The organism is Nocardia sp. NPDC059236, assembly GCF_042754085.1.
GTDB lineage: Bacteria > Actinomycetota > Actinomycetes > Mycobacteriales > Mycobacteriaceae > Nocardia.
This window is the reverse complement of record NZ_JBHZAF010000018.1, coordinates 1-14,526: the sequence shown is the minus strand read 5'-3', so window position 1 is coordinate 14,526 and position 14,526 is coordinate 1. Positions and strand designations below refer to the sequence as shown.

The 14,526-nt window shown below is 69.3% G+C and carries 10 protein-coding genes; 7 read left to right on the top strand and 3 right to left on the bottom strand.

Annotated features, from left to right (window positions below):
- The first annotated feature begins 245 nt into the window (after window positions 1–245).
- On the top strand, window positions 246–875 hold the full coding sequence (locus tag ACFXIV_RS35540; RefSeq protein WP_379394680.1) for a hypothetical protein: 630 nt from the start codon (window positions 246–248) through the stop codon (window positions 873–875).
- On the opposite strand, the gene ACFXIV_RS35535 is transcribed toward ACFXIV_RS35540, so the two are convergent.
- Window positions 792–3,434: a hypothetical protein gene (locus ACFXIV_RS35535; protein WP_379394678.1), complete on the bottom strand. Its 2,643-nt coding sequence runs from the start codon at window positions 3,432–3,434 to the stop codon at window positions 792–794. The genes ACFXIV_RS35540 and ACFXIV_RS35535 overlap by 84 nt on opposite strands.
- A gap of 79 nt (window positions 3,435–3,513) precedes the next feature.
- Window positions 3,514–6,243, bottom strand: a complete 2,730-nt coding sequence (locus tag ACFXIV_RS35530) for an ATP-binding cassette domain-containing protein (protein WP_379394676.1) — start codon at window positions 6,241–6,243, stop codon at window positions 3,514–3,516.
- A 100-nt stretch (window positions 6,244–6,343) separates the two neighbouring features.
- Between ACFXIV_RS35530 and ACFXIV_RS35525 the strand changes: the two genes are divergently transcribed.
- The gene (locus ACFXIV_RS35525) at window positions 6,344–7,831 is read left to right on the top strand and encodes a metallopeptidase (protein WP_379394674.1); all 1,488 of its coding nucleotides are present in this window, start codon (window positions 6,344–6,346) and stop codon (window positions 7,829–7,831) included.
- A 7-nt stretch (window positions 7,832–7,838) separates the two neighbouring features.
- Here ACFXIV_RS35525 and ACFXIV_RS35520 read toward each other — a convergent pair whose 3' ends face one another.
- A complete protein-coding gene (locus tag ACFXIV_RS35520) occupies window positions 7,839–9,182 on the bottom strand; it encodes an FHA domain-containing protein (protein ID WP_379394672.1) in 1,344 nt (447 codons plus the stop codon).
- A gap of 155 nt (window positions 9,183–9,337) precedes the next feature.
- Between ACFXIV_RS35520 and ACFXIV_RS35515 the strand changes: the two genes are divergently transcribed.
- From ACFXIV_RS35515 to ACFXIV_RS35495, 5 genes are all read left to right on the top strand, one after another.
- Window positions 9,338–10,918, top strand: a complete 1,581-nt coding sequence (locus ACFXIV_RS35515; RefSeq protein WP_379394670.1) for a serine/threonine-protein kinase — start codon at window positions 9,338–9,340, stop codon at window positions 10,916–10,918.
- Between the two features lie 229 nt (window positions 10,919–11,147).
- Window positions 11,148–12,383 carry a hypothetical protein gene (locus ACFXIV_RS35510; RefSeq protein WP_379394668.1) on the top strand — a complete coding sequence of 412 codons (1,236 nt, stop codon included), beginning with the start codon at window positions 11,148–11,150 and terminating at the stop codon, window positions 12,381–12,383.
- Between the two features lie 37 nt (window positions 12,384–12,420).
- The gene (locus tag ACFXIV_RS35505; protein WP_379394666.1) at window positions 12,421–13,623 is read left to right on the top strand and encodes a hypothetical protein; all 1,203 of its coding nucleotides are present in this window, start codon (window positions 12,421–12,423) and stop codon (window positions 13,621–13,623) included.
- A 99-nt stretch (window positions 13,624–13,722) separates the two neighbouring features.
- Complete coding sequence (locus ACFXIV_RS35500; RefSeq protein WP_354830358.1) at window positions 13,723–14,052, top strand: WXG100 family type VII secretion target; 330 nt, start codon at window positions 13,723–13,725, stop codon at window positions 14,050–14,052.
- A gap of 48 nt (window positions 14,053–14,100) precedes the next feature.
- The gene (locus tag ACFXIV_RS35495; RefSeq protein ID WP_354830360.1) at window positions 14,101–14,403 is read left to right on the top strand and encodes a WXG100 family type VII secretion target; all 303 of its coding nucleotides are present in this window, start codon (window positions 14,101–14,103) and stop codon (window positions 14,401–14,403) included.
- The last annotated feature ends 123 nt before the right edge of the window (window positions 14,404–14,526 follow it).

The following is a 14,526-nucleotide window of genomic DNA, read 5'->3' as shown; positions in this document are numbered from 1 at the left end:
CGGCGGCCGGTGGAGACCCGGGGCTCGTACGACAACCGGTTACCCGGCCGTACCGCACGCCAACGAGCCACCTTACCAGCGGGGGTGGCCGTCTCCCGAATCGGTCCCGGCGGGAAGGGAACACCCGAACAAAGAGTGATCCATCTCACAGACTAAGCGGAATGAGCTCCTCCGGTACGGGCATTGTAAGGAGAACGGGAACCATCGCGACGGTTGGTCCAGCCGTCCTGCCAATGGAGGCCGCCATGGCGATCAGCACCCAGCCGACCCATTCGCGCGCAGCAGCGACGCCTCACCCGCATGCGGCCGCCATGCGCCGGATCCTGCTGACCGTGGTGACCGGCAGTCTGGTCTTCCTGATCCCCTGGATCGCGTACCTCTCGGTCAGCCTGCCCTCCGAACGGCAGGTGAGCCAGTGGGACATCGCGTGGGTGGGCTTCGATTTCGCACTGGTCGGCGCGATCGGCATGACCGCCTGGCACGCCTGGCGGCGCCGGCAGGTCTTCATTCCGTGGGCGATGATCACCGGGACGCTGCTGATCTGCGATGCCTGGTTCGACATCGTGCTCGACTGGAACAGCCCGGATCTGTGGTTCGCTCTGCTCTCCGCCGGCATCGGCGAACTGCCGCTGGCCGCGCTGCTGTTCTACGCGGCCCGGCGGCTGCTGCGACTCACCATCGAACGCGCCTGGGCGCTGACCGGTCACGCCGGACCCGCGCCCCGGGTCTCCCGGGTCGAGCTGCTGACCGCCACCAACTGGCTGCGGCTCGACGATCTCGCGGCGTACGGATCAGATGTGCAGGGGCGGGCCCGGATCGGCGCCGCGCGCGGGTCCGGGAATGGTGTAGCGCAGCGTGTCGATGCCGAAGCGTAGACAGTCCTGATCCCTGGGATCACCGACGGTGGCGATGCCCGCATGCGGGAGGCCGGACACGAACGGGGTCACGGCGCAGGATTCGTTGACCGGGTGCACGGTCCCGCCACCGACCCGAATCACGGTGTCGGCGGGCGTGGTTGACGCGACCGGGTCGGACCGCTGGTCGGAGTGCGCGCCCAGGAGTGACAACGCTGCCGCGCCGACAATGATCGGAGCGCCGAAGGGCTTGCGCATCTTGTTCCACAGCTTGCCCTTGCGCTGCTTGCGGTCGGCCTCGGAGCCGGATTCCGAATCCGACTGCCCAGCCGCATCTTCCGGCGTTTGCGGATTCGCCCCGCGCGCCCCCGTCGACATCGACCCACCGTACATCCCGCCGGACTGGCCAGGAGCGTTTCCACCGGATCCAGCAAAACTCCCGCGACCCGAACCGGACGTATCCCCCTCGGGCACATAGGGACCGACCGGGTAGCCGCCGGTGTTGTACCCACCCTGCTGCCCATAGCCGCCCGAGCCGTATCCGCCCTGACCGTACTGCCCGGCGGCACCCTGCTGCGGGGCGTACTGGCCACCCGCATTCGGCTGCGCGCCGCCCGGACCGTAGCCGCCCTGGGCGGCCGCATCGGAGCCCGGGGCATTCGCCGAACCGTAGCCCGCACCGGCCGGGTAGCCGGAAGACCCGGCGCCCGGTCCGGATTGACCGGAACCGTAGGAACCACCGGGTCCGTACTGGCCCGGAGGTTGCCCACCGGACTGGCCGTAGCCCGGCTGCCCGGCCGCCTGGCCGTAGCCGCCGGCCGGCCCGTAACCGCCGGAGCCGTACGGTCCGGCGGGCGCACCGCCCGAACCCTGTTGCGCGCCTGCACCCGAGCCCGGCCCGGCATCGGCGGCGGGCGTGCCCGGCTGACCGAATCCCTGCTGGCCCGCCCCGGCGCCGCCCTGGCCCATGACCGTGGTCAGCTGATCATCGGCCGGCGATCCGGGCGGCCGCATGAACCGGCCACCCACGCCCTCCAGCCCGGCCGGCAGCGTGCCGCGGCCGCCGGCCACCGGCTGCGGCCCGGTGCTCGGATTCTCGGTGCCACGGGGAACCCCTTGGCCCGCATCGCCACTCGGCGACTGCCCCGCCGGAGCCTCGTGCCGCCCGTGACCGCCCGCCGCCTGCGCAGTGCCGCCCGCCGCCTGCGCGGAGCCGCCCGCCGCCTGCGCGGTGAGCCGCGCGACCTCCTCGGCCGTCATCCGCTGGGTCAGGCCGCCGGGTCCGGTCGGCGTGCCCGCACCGCCGCTCTGAGATGCAGCCTCCTGCGCGGTGATTCGCCTGGTGAGTCCTGCTGCGGCGGGATCGGCGACGGCCTGTGGGCCGGTCCCCGCTGCCTGCTTCGCCTGGGCGGCGGCGGTGATGGCCGCGGCCTCCTCGGCAGTGAGGCGGACGGTCGCACCCGCCGGGTCGGCACCCGAGTGATCCGGCGCGGCGGGATCGGCCGCGGGCTGCGGGCCGGTGCCGCGCGCGGAATCCGGTCGCTGCGCACCGGATTCGGGTGCGGGCGGTGAATCCATGTGCCGGGGAATCAATTCCGGCTGGTGGGCCAGCGGCTCGGGCTGACGCTGCAGTGGCTGCCCGGCGGCCGGGCCGCCGGTGACATGACGCGGGCCCTGTTCGATCGGGCGCGCATCGGCGCCCGCCGGCTGCTGCGCGGCGGCCGCGGGCCGGTCGTAGGCCGGGTCGCCCTCGCTGTCGGCGACCAGCAGATGGGTCGCGCCCAGGACCAGGGCGTGCATCGGGTGGTCGGCGACCTGGAAGCGGTGGCCGAGATGGTTCTGAAAGGCCAGGCGCAGTGCGTCGTTGAAGCACACATTGCCGGTGAGCAGCACCGTCGAGGTGTCGGCATTGATGGCGCGGGCCGCGGCCATCACCTCGATGACCACATTGTCGGCGGCATGGGCCTCGTGCAGCGCCTCGGCGGTGATGGCGACGCTGACCGACTCGGTGGGCTGATCGTCATTGCCGTGGACGGCGACGACCAGGCATTCACGGCCGTCGGAGTAGACGCCGACCGCGCCGACCGCCGGACCGCGACCGGGTGCGCGCACCAGACCGAGCGCGCGGACATAGCCGGAGAGCGCGACCGATTCGGGCAGCGGCTCGGCGGGCACGCCGAGTTGCTCTACCAGGCGCACGAATTCGTCGACCTTGGGGTCGGGCCATTCATCGGGGAAGGGCAGCGCGAGCACATCCGGCGCACCGCCCAGGTGCTCGACGATGGACGCGAGCGGATTGTGCATGCGGGCCCGGAAGACCAGCTCGGCCGGCCAGGTCGCCCCGGCCACCACGATCTGCGGGTGCCCGATGATGTCGCGCACATCGGAGATGGCGATGCCGACGTCGGGACGCCGGTCCACGCCGGCGGTGTGCAGCCGGCCGGACGAATCCGCCAGCAGGTATGCGGGCGGTGTGTATGAGCTTTCGACCTGGACCGGGCGAATGGGCGAACCGCCGCCACCGGCGGCCACCGACACCACGTCCCAGCCGAGATGCACTGCCCCAACTCGAGCCGTCACAGTCATCAGTCTGCCTGCTCGCTTCGCAGCGCGCGCGACCGAATCCACACTTCGCACCCCCGCCTGCGCGAATGGCCGATCACGCAGCCGACTTCTTCAAGCGCAGGCGCGACCAGGTGAACAGGGCGAGCAGCACGGCGATCACGGCGAGCACGGAGACATCCAGTGCCCACGCGCCCACGGTGTGCTTCCAGAAGTGGTCCTGCTGCGCCGCCGCCGAGGCCGACAGATTGGGCAGATCGACCGTGGACGCCCCCGCGGAATAGCCCCAGCGCGAGGGGAACAGCCAGGAAAGCTGGTCCAGCACAACGCGGCCCGTCACCGGGATCATGCCGCCCGCCATCACCAGCTGCGCCATGATGATCACCACCAGCAGCGGCATCACCTGCTCGTTGGACTTGGCCAGCGCGGACAGCGCCAGACCCAGCACCACACAGGTCACCGCGGTGAGGGCGACATCGAGATAGAGCTCCGCCGGGCCATAGGGAATCACCGCGCCCTTGCTCGGCGGCTTCTTCACCGCCAGCACGATTCCGATCATCACGGCCGACTGCAGCAGTGCCGCAAGGCTGAAGACCACGACCTTCGACATCAGGTATGCGCCGGAACGCAATCCGACCGCACGTTCCCGGTAGTAGATCGCCCGCTCGCCGACCAGGTCACGCACCGTGAGTGTGGCGCCCATGAAGCAGGCGCCGAGGATGAGCACCACCAGCAGCTGCTGGGCCTCGCCATTGTTGGCGCGCACGAAACTGCCGTCGGGCGCCTGCACGAAGCCGACGGACTCGAATCCGCTCTTGCCCTGCACGACCAGGGACAGGCCGCCCAGCACGAACGGCAGGATCGCGAGGAACGCCAGATAGCCGCGGTCGGCGAAGATGAGCCGCAGCTGCCGCCGCGACAGTGTGGAGAACTGTTTGAGCGGACTGGATTTCGGCGCCTTCGCCCGTTCGACCGGTTTGACCGGCGCGGGCGGCTCCGCGAACGCCTGGCGGGAGCGGAAATTCGCGAAGGCCCCGTCCGGATCGGCGGCGACACGGCCGAAGATCTCGGCCCAGTCGCTGGTGCCCATGACGTGGCCGACGCTGCCCGGGTGCCCGCAGAAGGCGGTCTTGCCGCCGGGCGCGAGCAGCAGCACCTGATCGCACATGTCCAGACAGGCCACCGAGTGGGTGACCACGATGACGGTGCGCCCGGCATCGGCCAGTTCCCGCAGCATGGTCATGACCTGCCGGTCCAGCGCCGGGTCCAGGCCCGAGGTGGGCTCGTCCAGGATCAGCAGCGAGGGACCGGTGAGCAGCTCCATCGCCACCGAGGCGCGTTTGCGCTGACCGCCGGAGAGCCGGTCCACACGGGTGTCGGCGTGCTGGGTGAGCGAAAGTTCCTTCAGCACATCGGCGATCACCTGCTGGCGATCGGCCTTGCTGGTGTCCGGGGGCAGGCGCAGCTGAGCGGCGAAGTTGAGCGCCTGCTTGACCGTCAGCTGCCGGTGCAGCACGTCGTCCTGCGGCACCATGCCGATACGAGAGCGCAGCGCCTCGTACTCGGCGTGCAGGTTGCGGCCCTCGAAGGTGACCACGCCCGCGGACGGATGCGTCGTTCCCGCAATGAGTTTCGACAGGGTCGACTTGCCCGCGCCGGAGGGGCCGATCATCGCGGTCAGCGAGCCGCGCCCGGCCTGCATGTTCACGTCGATGAGCAGCTGCTTGTTGCCCTCGACGGTGAACGAGACGCCGTGCACGTGCAGGCCCTGCTCGGCGACCGGCCGCTGGCGATGGACCAGCGTGCCCTCCTGCACGACGAAGTCGACGTTACCGATGGTGACGATGTCACGTTCACGCAGCAGCGCCCGCTGTTCGCGGCGGCCGTTGACGAAGGTGCCGTTGGCCGAGCCCAGGTCCTCGATGGCCAGGCCCTGCCGGTCCGGCACCAGGCGGGCGTGCCGGCGCGAGGCCATCGGGTCGTTGACCACGATCTGGTTGTCGCTGGTACGGCCGATGTTCAGGCCGTCGCGCGGAATCCGGTCGGCGCGCGCGATGGCCGCGGTGGAGGCGCGGGCGCGGATCGGCGGCAGCGCGGAGGTGTCCGCCTTGGTGGTCATATTGATGTTGTCGGCGGCGACCGGAGGCGGCGTATTCACCGGCGGGCGCGGCACATTCGGCGTCGCCGAGGTGCTAGAAGGCGGAGTCTGCCGCTGCTGCAGGGGATTCGGCTGCTGGTGCTGTACCGGGTGCGGCAGTTGATGCTGCGGCCCGGACGCGGGCCGGTTCACCGGCGGCCGCTGCGCGAGATTCGGGTTGGCCTGGGCCGGGTTGGGCCAGGCCTGCTGCGGATTGGGCCGCTGCTGCACCGGCGGGCGCTGCGCGAAGGGCTGCACCGGCGGCTGCTGGGCCTGCTGCGGCTGACCCGCCTGCGGCATCGGCCGCGACGGCGGCCGGTTCGGCGGCGGCATCATGCCCGGGCGCTGCTGCTGCGGCGGCGTACCACCGCCCCGGCTGGTCTGCGGCAGCAGGTGCAGCAGCGGCCCGGTGATGGCATCGCCGAGCCGCACCTGGGTGGGCCGGTTGATGACCAGTGGCGTGGTCAGGCGGCGGGCGTCCACGAAGACGCCGTTGGTGCTGCCATTGTCGCTGAGCATCCACGACCCGGCCTCGTAGCTGAGGGTCGCGTGCACCCGGGACACCAGCGGGCTGTCGACGAACAGCATCACCTCCGGCGCCCTGCCCATGGTGATCTGCTGGGTCGCGTCGAAGACCCGTTCGGTTCCTTCATGACGCACGGTGATCTGCTGCGCCCCCGGTGAAGACATGGCTGGATAATAGGCGAAGCCCCCGGAGTCCGGCGTTGCGCTCATCGGCCGCAGGCCCGATAACGGGACAGAGATCGAATCAGCCTGCGAGGGAGTGCACGTGGCGAAACGCCAGGGGGAGGCGGTGCGCACGCGCCGGTCCGGGGGGATTCGCCGCGTGGTCGTGGTGGCGGGGGTACTGGTGCTCGCGGTCGCGCTCTTGTCCGGATGTACACGAACTGTTCACGGTCGCGCGGTTTCCATCTACGACGACCCGTTCAAAGTGGCCGGTCTGCCCACCACCAGCGGCCCCAGCGGTCCGCGCGCGGGCGCCCCGGATTCGACGCTGACCGCGCAGGATTCCGACGGCGGCCAGGTCGACCACCTGGTTCTCAACGCGCTCGACGATATCCAGACCTATTGGCAGGGCGAGTTCCCGCTGGAGTTCGGCGGCGTCTTCAGCCCGGTCGGCAAGTTCATCTCGTGGAGCGCCAAGACGCCGCGCTCGCAGGCCGGGCAGTTCTGCGGGGAGTCCAGCTACCGGCTCGTCAATGCCGCCTACTGCCGCCTGGACGGATCCGTCGGCTGGGATCGCGGGGTGCTGCTGCCCGCGGTGGCCGACGAGTTCGGGAAGATGTCGGTGGTGATGGTGCTGGCCCACGAGTACGGGCACGCGATCCAGGAGATGGCCAAGCTCGTCGGCCGCCGCACCCCGACCATCGTCAAGGAGCAGCAGGCGGACTGCTTCGCGGGGGCGTTCATCCGGAATGTGGCCGAGGGGAAGGCCAAGCACTTCACCATCAACACCTCCGACGGGTTGAACGCGGTGCTGGCCGCCACCGTCGCCTTCCGCGACGCGGACCCGGACGATCCGCAGAACGTGCACGGTTCGGCGTTCGAGCGGGTGACCGCGGTGCAGATCGGTTTCACCGACGGGCCCAAGGGCTGCAAGGCCATCGACCAGAACGAGATCGACCGCCGCCGCGGCGATCTGCCGCAGACCCTGGGCAACGACTCCGGCCACGGCCAGTCCGACGTGAACAAGGCCAACCTCCAGGAACTGGCCAAGGCCATGGCCGCCATCATGCCGATCCCGGACGAGCCCGAATACAGCTACGACTCGGCCAAACTGAACTGCCGCAACGGCGCCGACACCGTCCCGGTCACCTACTGCCCCACCACCAACCTGATCGGCACCGACGTGCCCGCGCTGCACGATCGCGGCGTCTCCAACGCCGACGACCAGGACGCCCTGCCCGCTGATGTGACCGGCGATTTCACCGCCTACATCGTCTTCATCTCGCGCTACACCCTGGCCGTGCAGCATGCCGCGGGACTTGCGCTGAAGGGGGCGAAGACCGGTCTGCGCGCGGCCTGCCTGTCGGGCGTGATCTCCGGAAAGCTGGCCGACCCCAACCGAAGCAAGTCCCAGGGCGACATCTCGCTGTCAGCGGGCGATCTCGACGAGGCGGTCTCCGGCCTGCTCTCCGACGGCCTGGCCGCCAGCGACACCGACGGCAAGACCGTCCCCAGCGGCTTCTCCCGAGTCGACGCCTTCCGCGCCGGCGTCCTCGGCACCCAGGACACCTGCTACTCCCGCTACACCTGATCGCGCCTCATCCGAAGGGCGGGGGTGCGACCGGCTCCAGCCGCAGCACCCGGTTGCCGAGCATGATTTCGGTGCCGGCGGCGAGGGTGAAGGGCTGATTCGGTTGCAGCCGAATCCAATCCCGGTAGCCCTGCGGGCGGACCCGGGTGCCGTTGGTGGAGCCGTGGTCGACGATGGTGATGTCCCAGTTCACCAGGTGGATCTCGGCGTGGACGCGGGACATGCCGCCGGAGTTGTCGTCGATTCGCAAGGGCAGCAGGCCCGCTCGCACCGGATCGGAGTGCTCGGGGTCGCGGCCGACCACGGCGTCGGCGGCCACCATGTAGGTCATGCCGTCGTCGAGCACCAGCATGCCCAGCGGCGGCCGGATCACCTCGGCGGGCTGCTGGGTCTGATCCACGGGCATGCCGCACACGGTGCAGAAGGCCGCCCGCGGATCGCTGGGATGCGCACGTGCGCACTTGAATCCGAGCACCTTCACGGTGAGCGCGGTGGCCTTGGCGGTGGCCTCCAGGCGGCGCTGCAGATCCGGGTCGGGTTTGGGCGCGGGGTTGGTGCCGTTCGCCTCCCGGGCGCCGCCCATCTCGGTCGGCGCGCGGTGCAGGTCGATGCCCTCGGTGTCCGGATCATCCTGGGCGGGTCCGGGCTCCGGGTCCAGGCTCGCCGGAATGCGATTGGAGGTACGGGTCGGAATCAGGTTGGGGTCCAGGGGAATCGCTTCCGGCTGCGGATCCCGCTCCGCATCGAACGCCGCGGTCGGCGGCGGCGGTTCCACGGCCCGCTGCCGCGCCCCGGCCGGGCGCCCGGGCCGTCGCGACACCACCTGCTCGCCCTCGAACCACACCACCGCGCCCGCCGCTGGCGCGAGACCCTCGATGAGCGAACCGATTCCGCGCCCGGGTAGCTCCGGCGGCCGGTTTCCGTCGATGAACAGGGCGGCGGCCCGCGCGGGCCGTTCGGCCACCCGGTCCACGGTGAAGGCGGCATCACTGCCGCGGTAGTACTCGACCACAAACCCGGCCAGCAGCGCCGTCACCGATCCGTGCAGGAAGATCGCCAGGCCACCGGTGTCGGCCTCGGTCAGGATGCCGAATTCGATGGGCGCGCCGGGCGAAATGCGCTCGGCCTCTTTCATCAGCCAGCGGGTGGCGTGCCGCGCGACCAGCCGGCCCGGCCCGTCCGGGGCCTGATCCGTCGCGTCCGCGACCAGCTCGCCCAGCGCCCGCGCCGCCACCACGGCCCGCGATCCGGGCGTGAGCGCCCCCGGCTCCCGATGCGCCACCAGGATGACCGCACCCGCCACCCGGCTCACCACATGGCCGCCCGCGACCACCTCGACCTGCCGATCCATCAAGGGAACCGACCCCCGAGGAGCACACGGCAGGGATTGTTCAGCACAGCACCCAGGTTACTCAGCGGCCTTTCCGAGTCGCGTAGCGGCGGTGGGAGCCCGGTATGCTCCGGCAGGTACGGCCTGCCCCACCGAATCATCCAGGAGTCCCGGCAATGGCGATGAGCCCAGGCACCATCGTCGGCGGGTATCGGATCGTCCGCGTGCTCGGATCGGGCGGTATGGGGACGGTCTACCTGGCCAAACATCCCGAACTGCCGCGCATGGACGCACTCAAGGTGCTCTCCTCCGATCTGACCACCAACGAGGAGTTCCGCGGCCGCTTCGAACGCGAGGCGAATGTGGTTGCGGGCATGGACCACCCGAATATCGTCTCGGTCCACAATCGCGGTGAGGAGGACGGCCGGCTGTGGATCGCCATGCAATATGTCGAGGGCACCGACGCCTCGGCCGAGCTCAAGCGTGATCCGGCCGCGGTGCCGCCGCTGCGCGCGCTGTCCATCGTCACCCAGATCGGCCGCGGCCTGGACTACGCGCACCGCCGCGGCCTGCTGCACCGCGACGTGAAGCCCGCCAACTTCCTGCTCTCCAGCGTCGACGGCGAGGACGAGCGCGCCCTGCTCGCCGACTTCGGCGTCGCCAAGTCCACCGAGGACACCACCGAGCTCACCCAGACCGGCAGCTTCGTGGCCACCATCGCCTACGCACCGCCGGAACAGCTGTCCGGCCGGCCGCTGGACCACCGCGCCGACATCTACAGCCTCGGCTGCTCCTTCTTCAAGCTGCTGACCGGCCGGAACCCTTATCCCGCAACGCAACCGGCGCTGGTCATGATGGGCCACCTGCACGAGCCGCCGCCGCGCGCCACCGACGTCGACCCACACCTGCCCGCGACGCTGGACGAGGTCTTCGCGCGGGTCATGGCGAAGAACCCGGCCGAGCGTTTCAACTCCTGCCGCGAGTTCACCGACGCCGCCACGGCCGCACTGGTGCCCGGCTACAACCCGGTGTCGACCACCACGTCGCCGACCTATCCGATCCAGGTCGCGCCGCCGGGCATGCTGCTATCCGGCGGCGAAACCACAGGCGGCATACCGCTTTCCGCATCCGAGCCGACCGAGACGGGGCAGGCCCCCCGCAACCGCAACCGGCTCTACATCGGGATCGGCGCGGCGGTGGTGGCGGTCGCGCTGGCCGTGGGCATTGGGATCGTGGCCACCGGCGGCGAGACAAGCTCCGCCACAACGGCTTCCAGCGTCAACCCCGCCGCAACCACCATGGTGGATCCCAATCTGGGCCCGGCGGACAAGGCGCGCAAGGACAATCCCGCCTTCGCGGGCAAGACCGTCACCATGGTCGACGTGACCGGTGCGCAGTTCAACACCAAATACAGCATCTACCTGGCCGGCACCCCGCAGGCGAAGTTCCTGGAGAGCCTCGGCTTCGTCTACAACAACGAGTACCAGCCCAAGGGCGACGAATCCTCTCCCCGCCCCTCCGATGGCTACGGGTCGCTGACCGTGCCCGACGATTCCTACATCATCGCGGTGCGCAGCGACGAAAAGGCCGGTGGCGGTGGGCTGCTCGGCCTGCCGAACGAGATCACCAGCTCGCGCGCCATCGTCGTCCCGCTCGACGATCCGGCCGCGGTGGCCGCGCTGCGCGGCTGGACCCCGGATTCCACGCAGACCCTGGTCAACAAGCTGGTTCCGGTGCTGCACAACAGAATCAAGTAGGGTTGCGACCGATAGTTCGTTTTCCGGGGGGACCATGCGCAAGCTCGCACGCGCCGTCGTGTCCGTAGTTGTCGCCGCGACGATGGCGTGCACCGCCGCACTGATCCGGAGCTCACTCAACTGGCCGATCTGGTGCAGACGCGCGCGGCCGCCCAGTACGCGCTCATGGCGAACAGCACCTGGTAGCCGTTAGGGTGTTGCCCGATTGTTTGCTGATGGAGGGGGAAGCATGCGCACGATGAGACGGGCGGCCGTGGCCGTCGCCCTGGTGTTATCGGCGGTGGTGACAGGCGCCTGCGGCTCGGGTACCGAAGCGGCCCCGGCGACGCCCGCCGAACCGGCGATCGACCTGAGCAAGCTCGACACCGGCAATCTGCCCACCCAGCCCAAGCACTACGACAAGGCGACCGATCCCGACCTGGCGCGGGCCGTGCAGGCCGAGCGGCTGGCCAACTACATTCCGCTGCCTTCCGAGGTGAATCCACAGGTCCGGTACCCGGCAGCCGCAGTGAACGGCGCCATCCGCCCGTTCATCGATTTCGGTTCAGGCGCCATGAAATTGCGCACCAACGCCAAAGCCGATGCGCTGAAGGCCGCGGCCCCGGGGTTCATTTCGGGCTTCGTCACCACCGGCGACTCCGACAAACAGAACACCCTGGCCTACGAGTACTCGAACGTCGTGCTGACGTTCACCGACGACGCCGCGGCGAGCGCCGCCGCTCGAGCCTTGGGCCAGGCCGACTTCGATGCCGTCCCGGGCAGCCAGCGCCTGCGGATCGACAAGTATCCGGACGCGTTCGTCTACCTCGACACCCAGTACAACTTCAATGCCACCGTCCGATCCTGGTATGCCACAGGCAGATTCGTCCTCTTCACCTACGTCTGGGACGACGTGATGGCCGAGACCGGGGTGAGCGATCCGGCCAAGCTCACCGCCCGGGCGCAGCTCGGCCTCGACGCCATCCCGCCCGCCCTCGCCAAGTTCCCGGTCGTTCCCCAGGACCAGCTGACCGCACAGCCCGTCGATATGGACGGAGTCCTCGGGCGCACGCTGCCGACCGTGTACGACGATCAATCCGAGCGCGGCATTCCCGGCGTCTACGATCGGCACGGCGGACTGCAGCTGTTCCCCGGCGACGACAACGCGGCGCTGTTCGACAAAGCGGGTGTCGACCGGGTGGCGTTCAACGGCGGCACCGTCTTCCGCGCCCGCGACGCCGCGGGCGCCGACGCGATCGTCGCCGCGCGCAGCGAGACCTCACGCACCTTCCGGCCTGCCGAATCTCCGGCGAACTTGCCGAATGCCCAGTGCCGCAAGTACACCGGACCCGATAAGTTCGCGACCTCCTACTACTGCTACGTCAGGCACGGTCGGTTCGCCGCCGAGGTTTCGGCGAATCAGCTCCTCGATGCCCAGCAGCGCATCTCGGCGCAGTACGCCCTGCTGGTCAACGCGGAACACTGAGGGGGAACGGAAAACCATGCTCTCGCACAAACTTCGAATGACCGCCCTGCTCACGCTGACCGTCGCCGCGGTGGCGGGGTGTGGCCCGACCGTCCAGGGCAGCGCCCGCCCCGGGGAAATCGACGTCCGCACACTGGATGTCGGCAAGTACTCCACCGATCCGCTGGAGTTGCGCTACGACTACTACCCCGACATGGCCAAGGGTTTCGAACTGGCCGAGCAGCGGCTGGCCGACCACGTGGTCGATGCGGCGGACGTCGATCCGGAATTCAAGTACAGCACCGGTATTCAGCCCTTCAAGGATTCCGACGGCGCCACCGCCGTACTGGCCAAGGTCACCGCGCCGATCCTCGACGCCGGCAAGATGATGTTCGGTGTCGCGGTGGGGCACAGCGTGAAACAGCCGGACAAGTACGGCAAGGCCCCCGACGACAGCGCGTTCACCACGGTGACGGTGATGCAATTCCCCGATGCCGCGGCGGCATCGAAGGCTGCCGCGGACTTGGAGAATGCCGATTTCGGGGTGGCGGCCGAGGTGAATCAGCACGTGGCGCTCTCGAAATACCCTGACGCCCACAGCCATTGGCGTCCCGGCGTGGCCAGCATCGGGTCGACCCTGGCGCACGGCAGCTATGTCGTGGACACCTATCTCGGGGTGAACGATCCGGACCTGTCGAAATTGACGGCCCTCGCCGAAAAGGTCTACGACGCCCAACTGCCACTGCTGGATTCGCTGCCGCCCCTGGACCGCGAGGGCGTCCTGCGACTGCCCTTCGACGCGGACGGAATGCTGCGGCGGACTCTCGCCACACAGGTCTATTTGGCACCCGACTTCGCCAACCAGGCGGTCGCCGAACCGCGTGGATTCCTGAATCGGGTGAGCGACCAGGACTTCTGGGGGCGGCTGGTCGCCGACAGCGGCATGGATCGATTCACCACCTCCGGTGCGTCCTACGACGGCGTCAGCATGCTCTTCCGCGCGCGGGACGCGCAGGCCGCCGAGCGTCTGTCCGCCGCCATTCTCGCGCACGGCTATTCCGGCGTCGCGGATGCGCCCGCCGGGGTGCCGAACGCGAAATGCGGAGAGACCAGCGACCAGAACCAGAACAGTGGCGCCAAGCGCTTTCGGTGCATGGTCAGCTACCGCCGCTACACGGGTGCGGTCGAGTCGAATCAACTTGCCGACGCCCATCAGCGGGCGGCCGCCCAGTACGCCTTGCTGGCGAACAGCACCTGGTAGTCGGTTTGGTGGCGAGCTGAGCCGGGTGGAACCGGCGGGTCGTGACCTACGTCCAATAGCACTGAGAGGTCGTCCGCCCGCGAATCGAGAGGAGACACCGTGGCCGGTGCATTCGAAGCCAGCAATGAGCTCATTCAGGCCAAGGCCCAGGAGTTCCAGCAGACCCACGACATGCTGATGCATGCCATCGCCGATCTGAAGCGCGATGAGGACGGCATGGTCGCCGGTGCGAATTGGCGGGGCGGTGCGGCCGACGCCTTCAATGCGTTCATGCAGCGGTACTACTTCCAGGCCGACAAGCTCAACGACAAGCTGGTGCACACCGCAGAGACCCTGATCAAGGTCGGCTCCAACTACGAAGAGCACGACAAGGATTACGAATCCAAGGTCAACGCGCAGATCTCCAGCCTGGACCTCCCGGCTGTCTAGCCGATTCGGCCTCCCGCTCTTTTCGGACCAGTGGCAAAGGAATTCACCATGGCAGCAGTAGACGGCCGGATCATCTCCGCCCATTTCGAGGGCGTCGCCGACGGCGCGAACTCGATCATCCGCCGCGCGGAGGTCATCCGCGACCAGCTCGAGGCCTTCCACCGCAGCGTGGAGGAGTTCGTCCAGAACAACTGGAAGGGTGACGCCAACGACGCGTTCGCCGACCTCCAGCGCACGTGGAACCAGCACGTCCTCCAGCTCAACACCACCCTCAACGGCGCGGCCACCCTGGTCCGCACCGGCAACGCCGAACTCCAGGCCAAGGACACCGCCCTGGCCGGCCTGTTCTGACCCGCCTTTGGTTTCCGGGTTGTGGGCAGGGCAGTCGGCCCGCGCCGCGGGCCGACTGCCGGGTTGTACCGTGTGGCCAAAGAACCCCATGTGACCCGGGGGTGGTTAAACAGAAACGACATT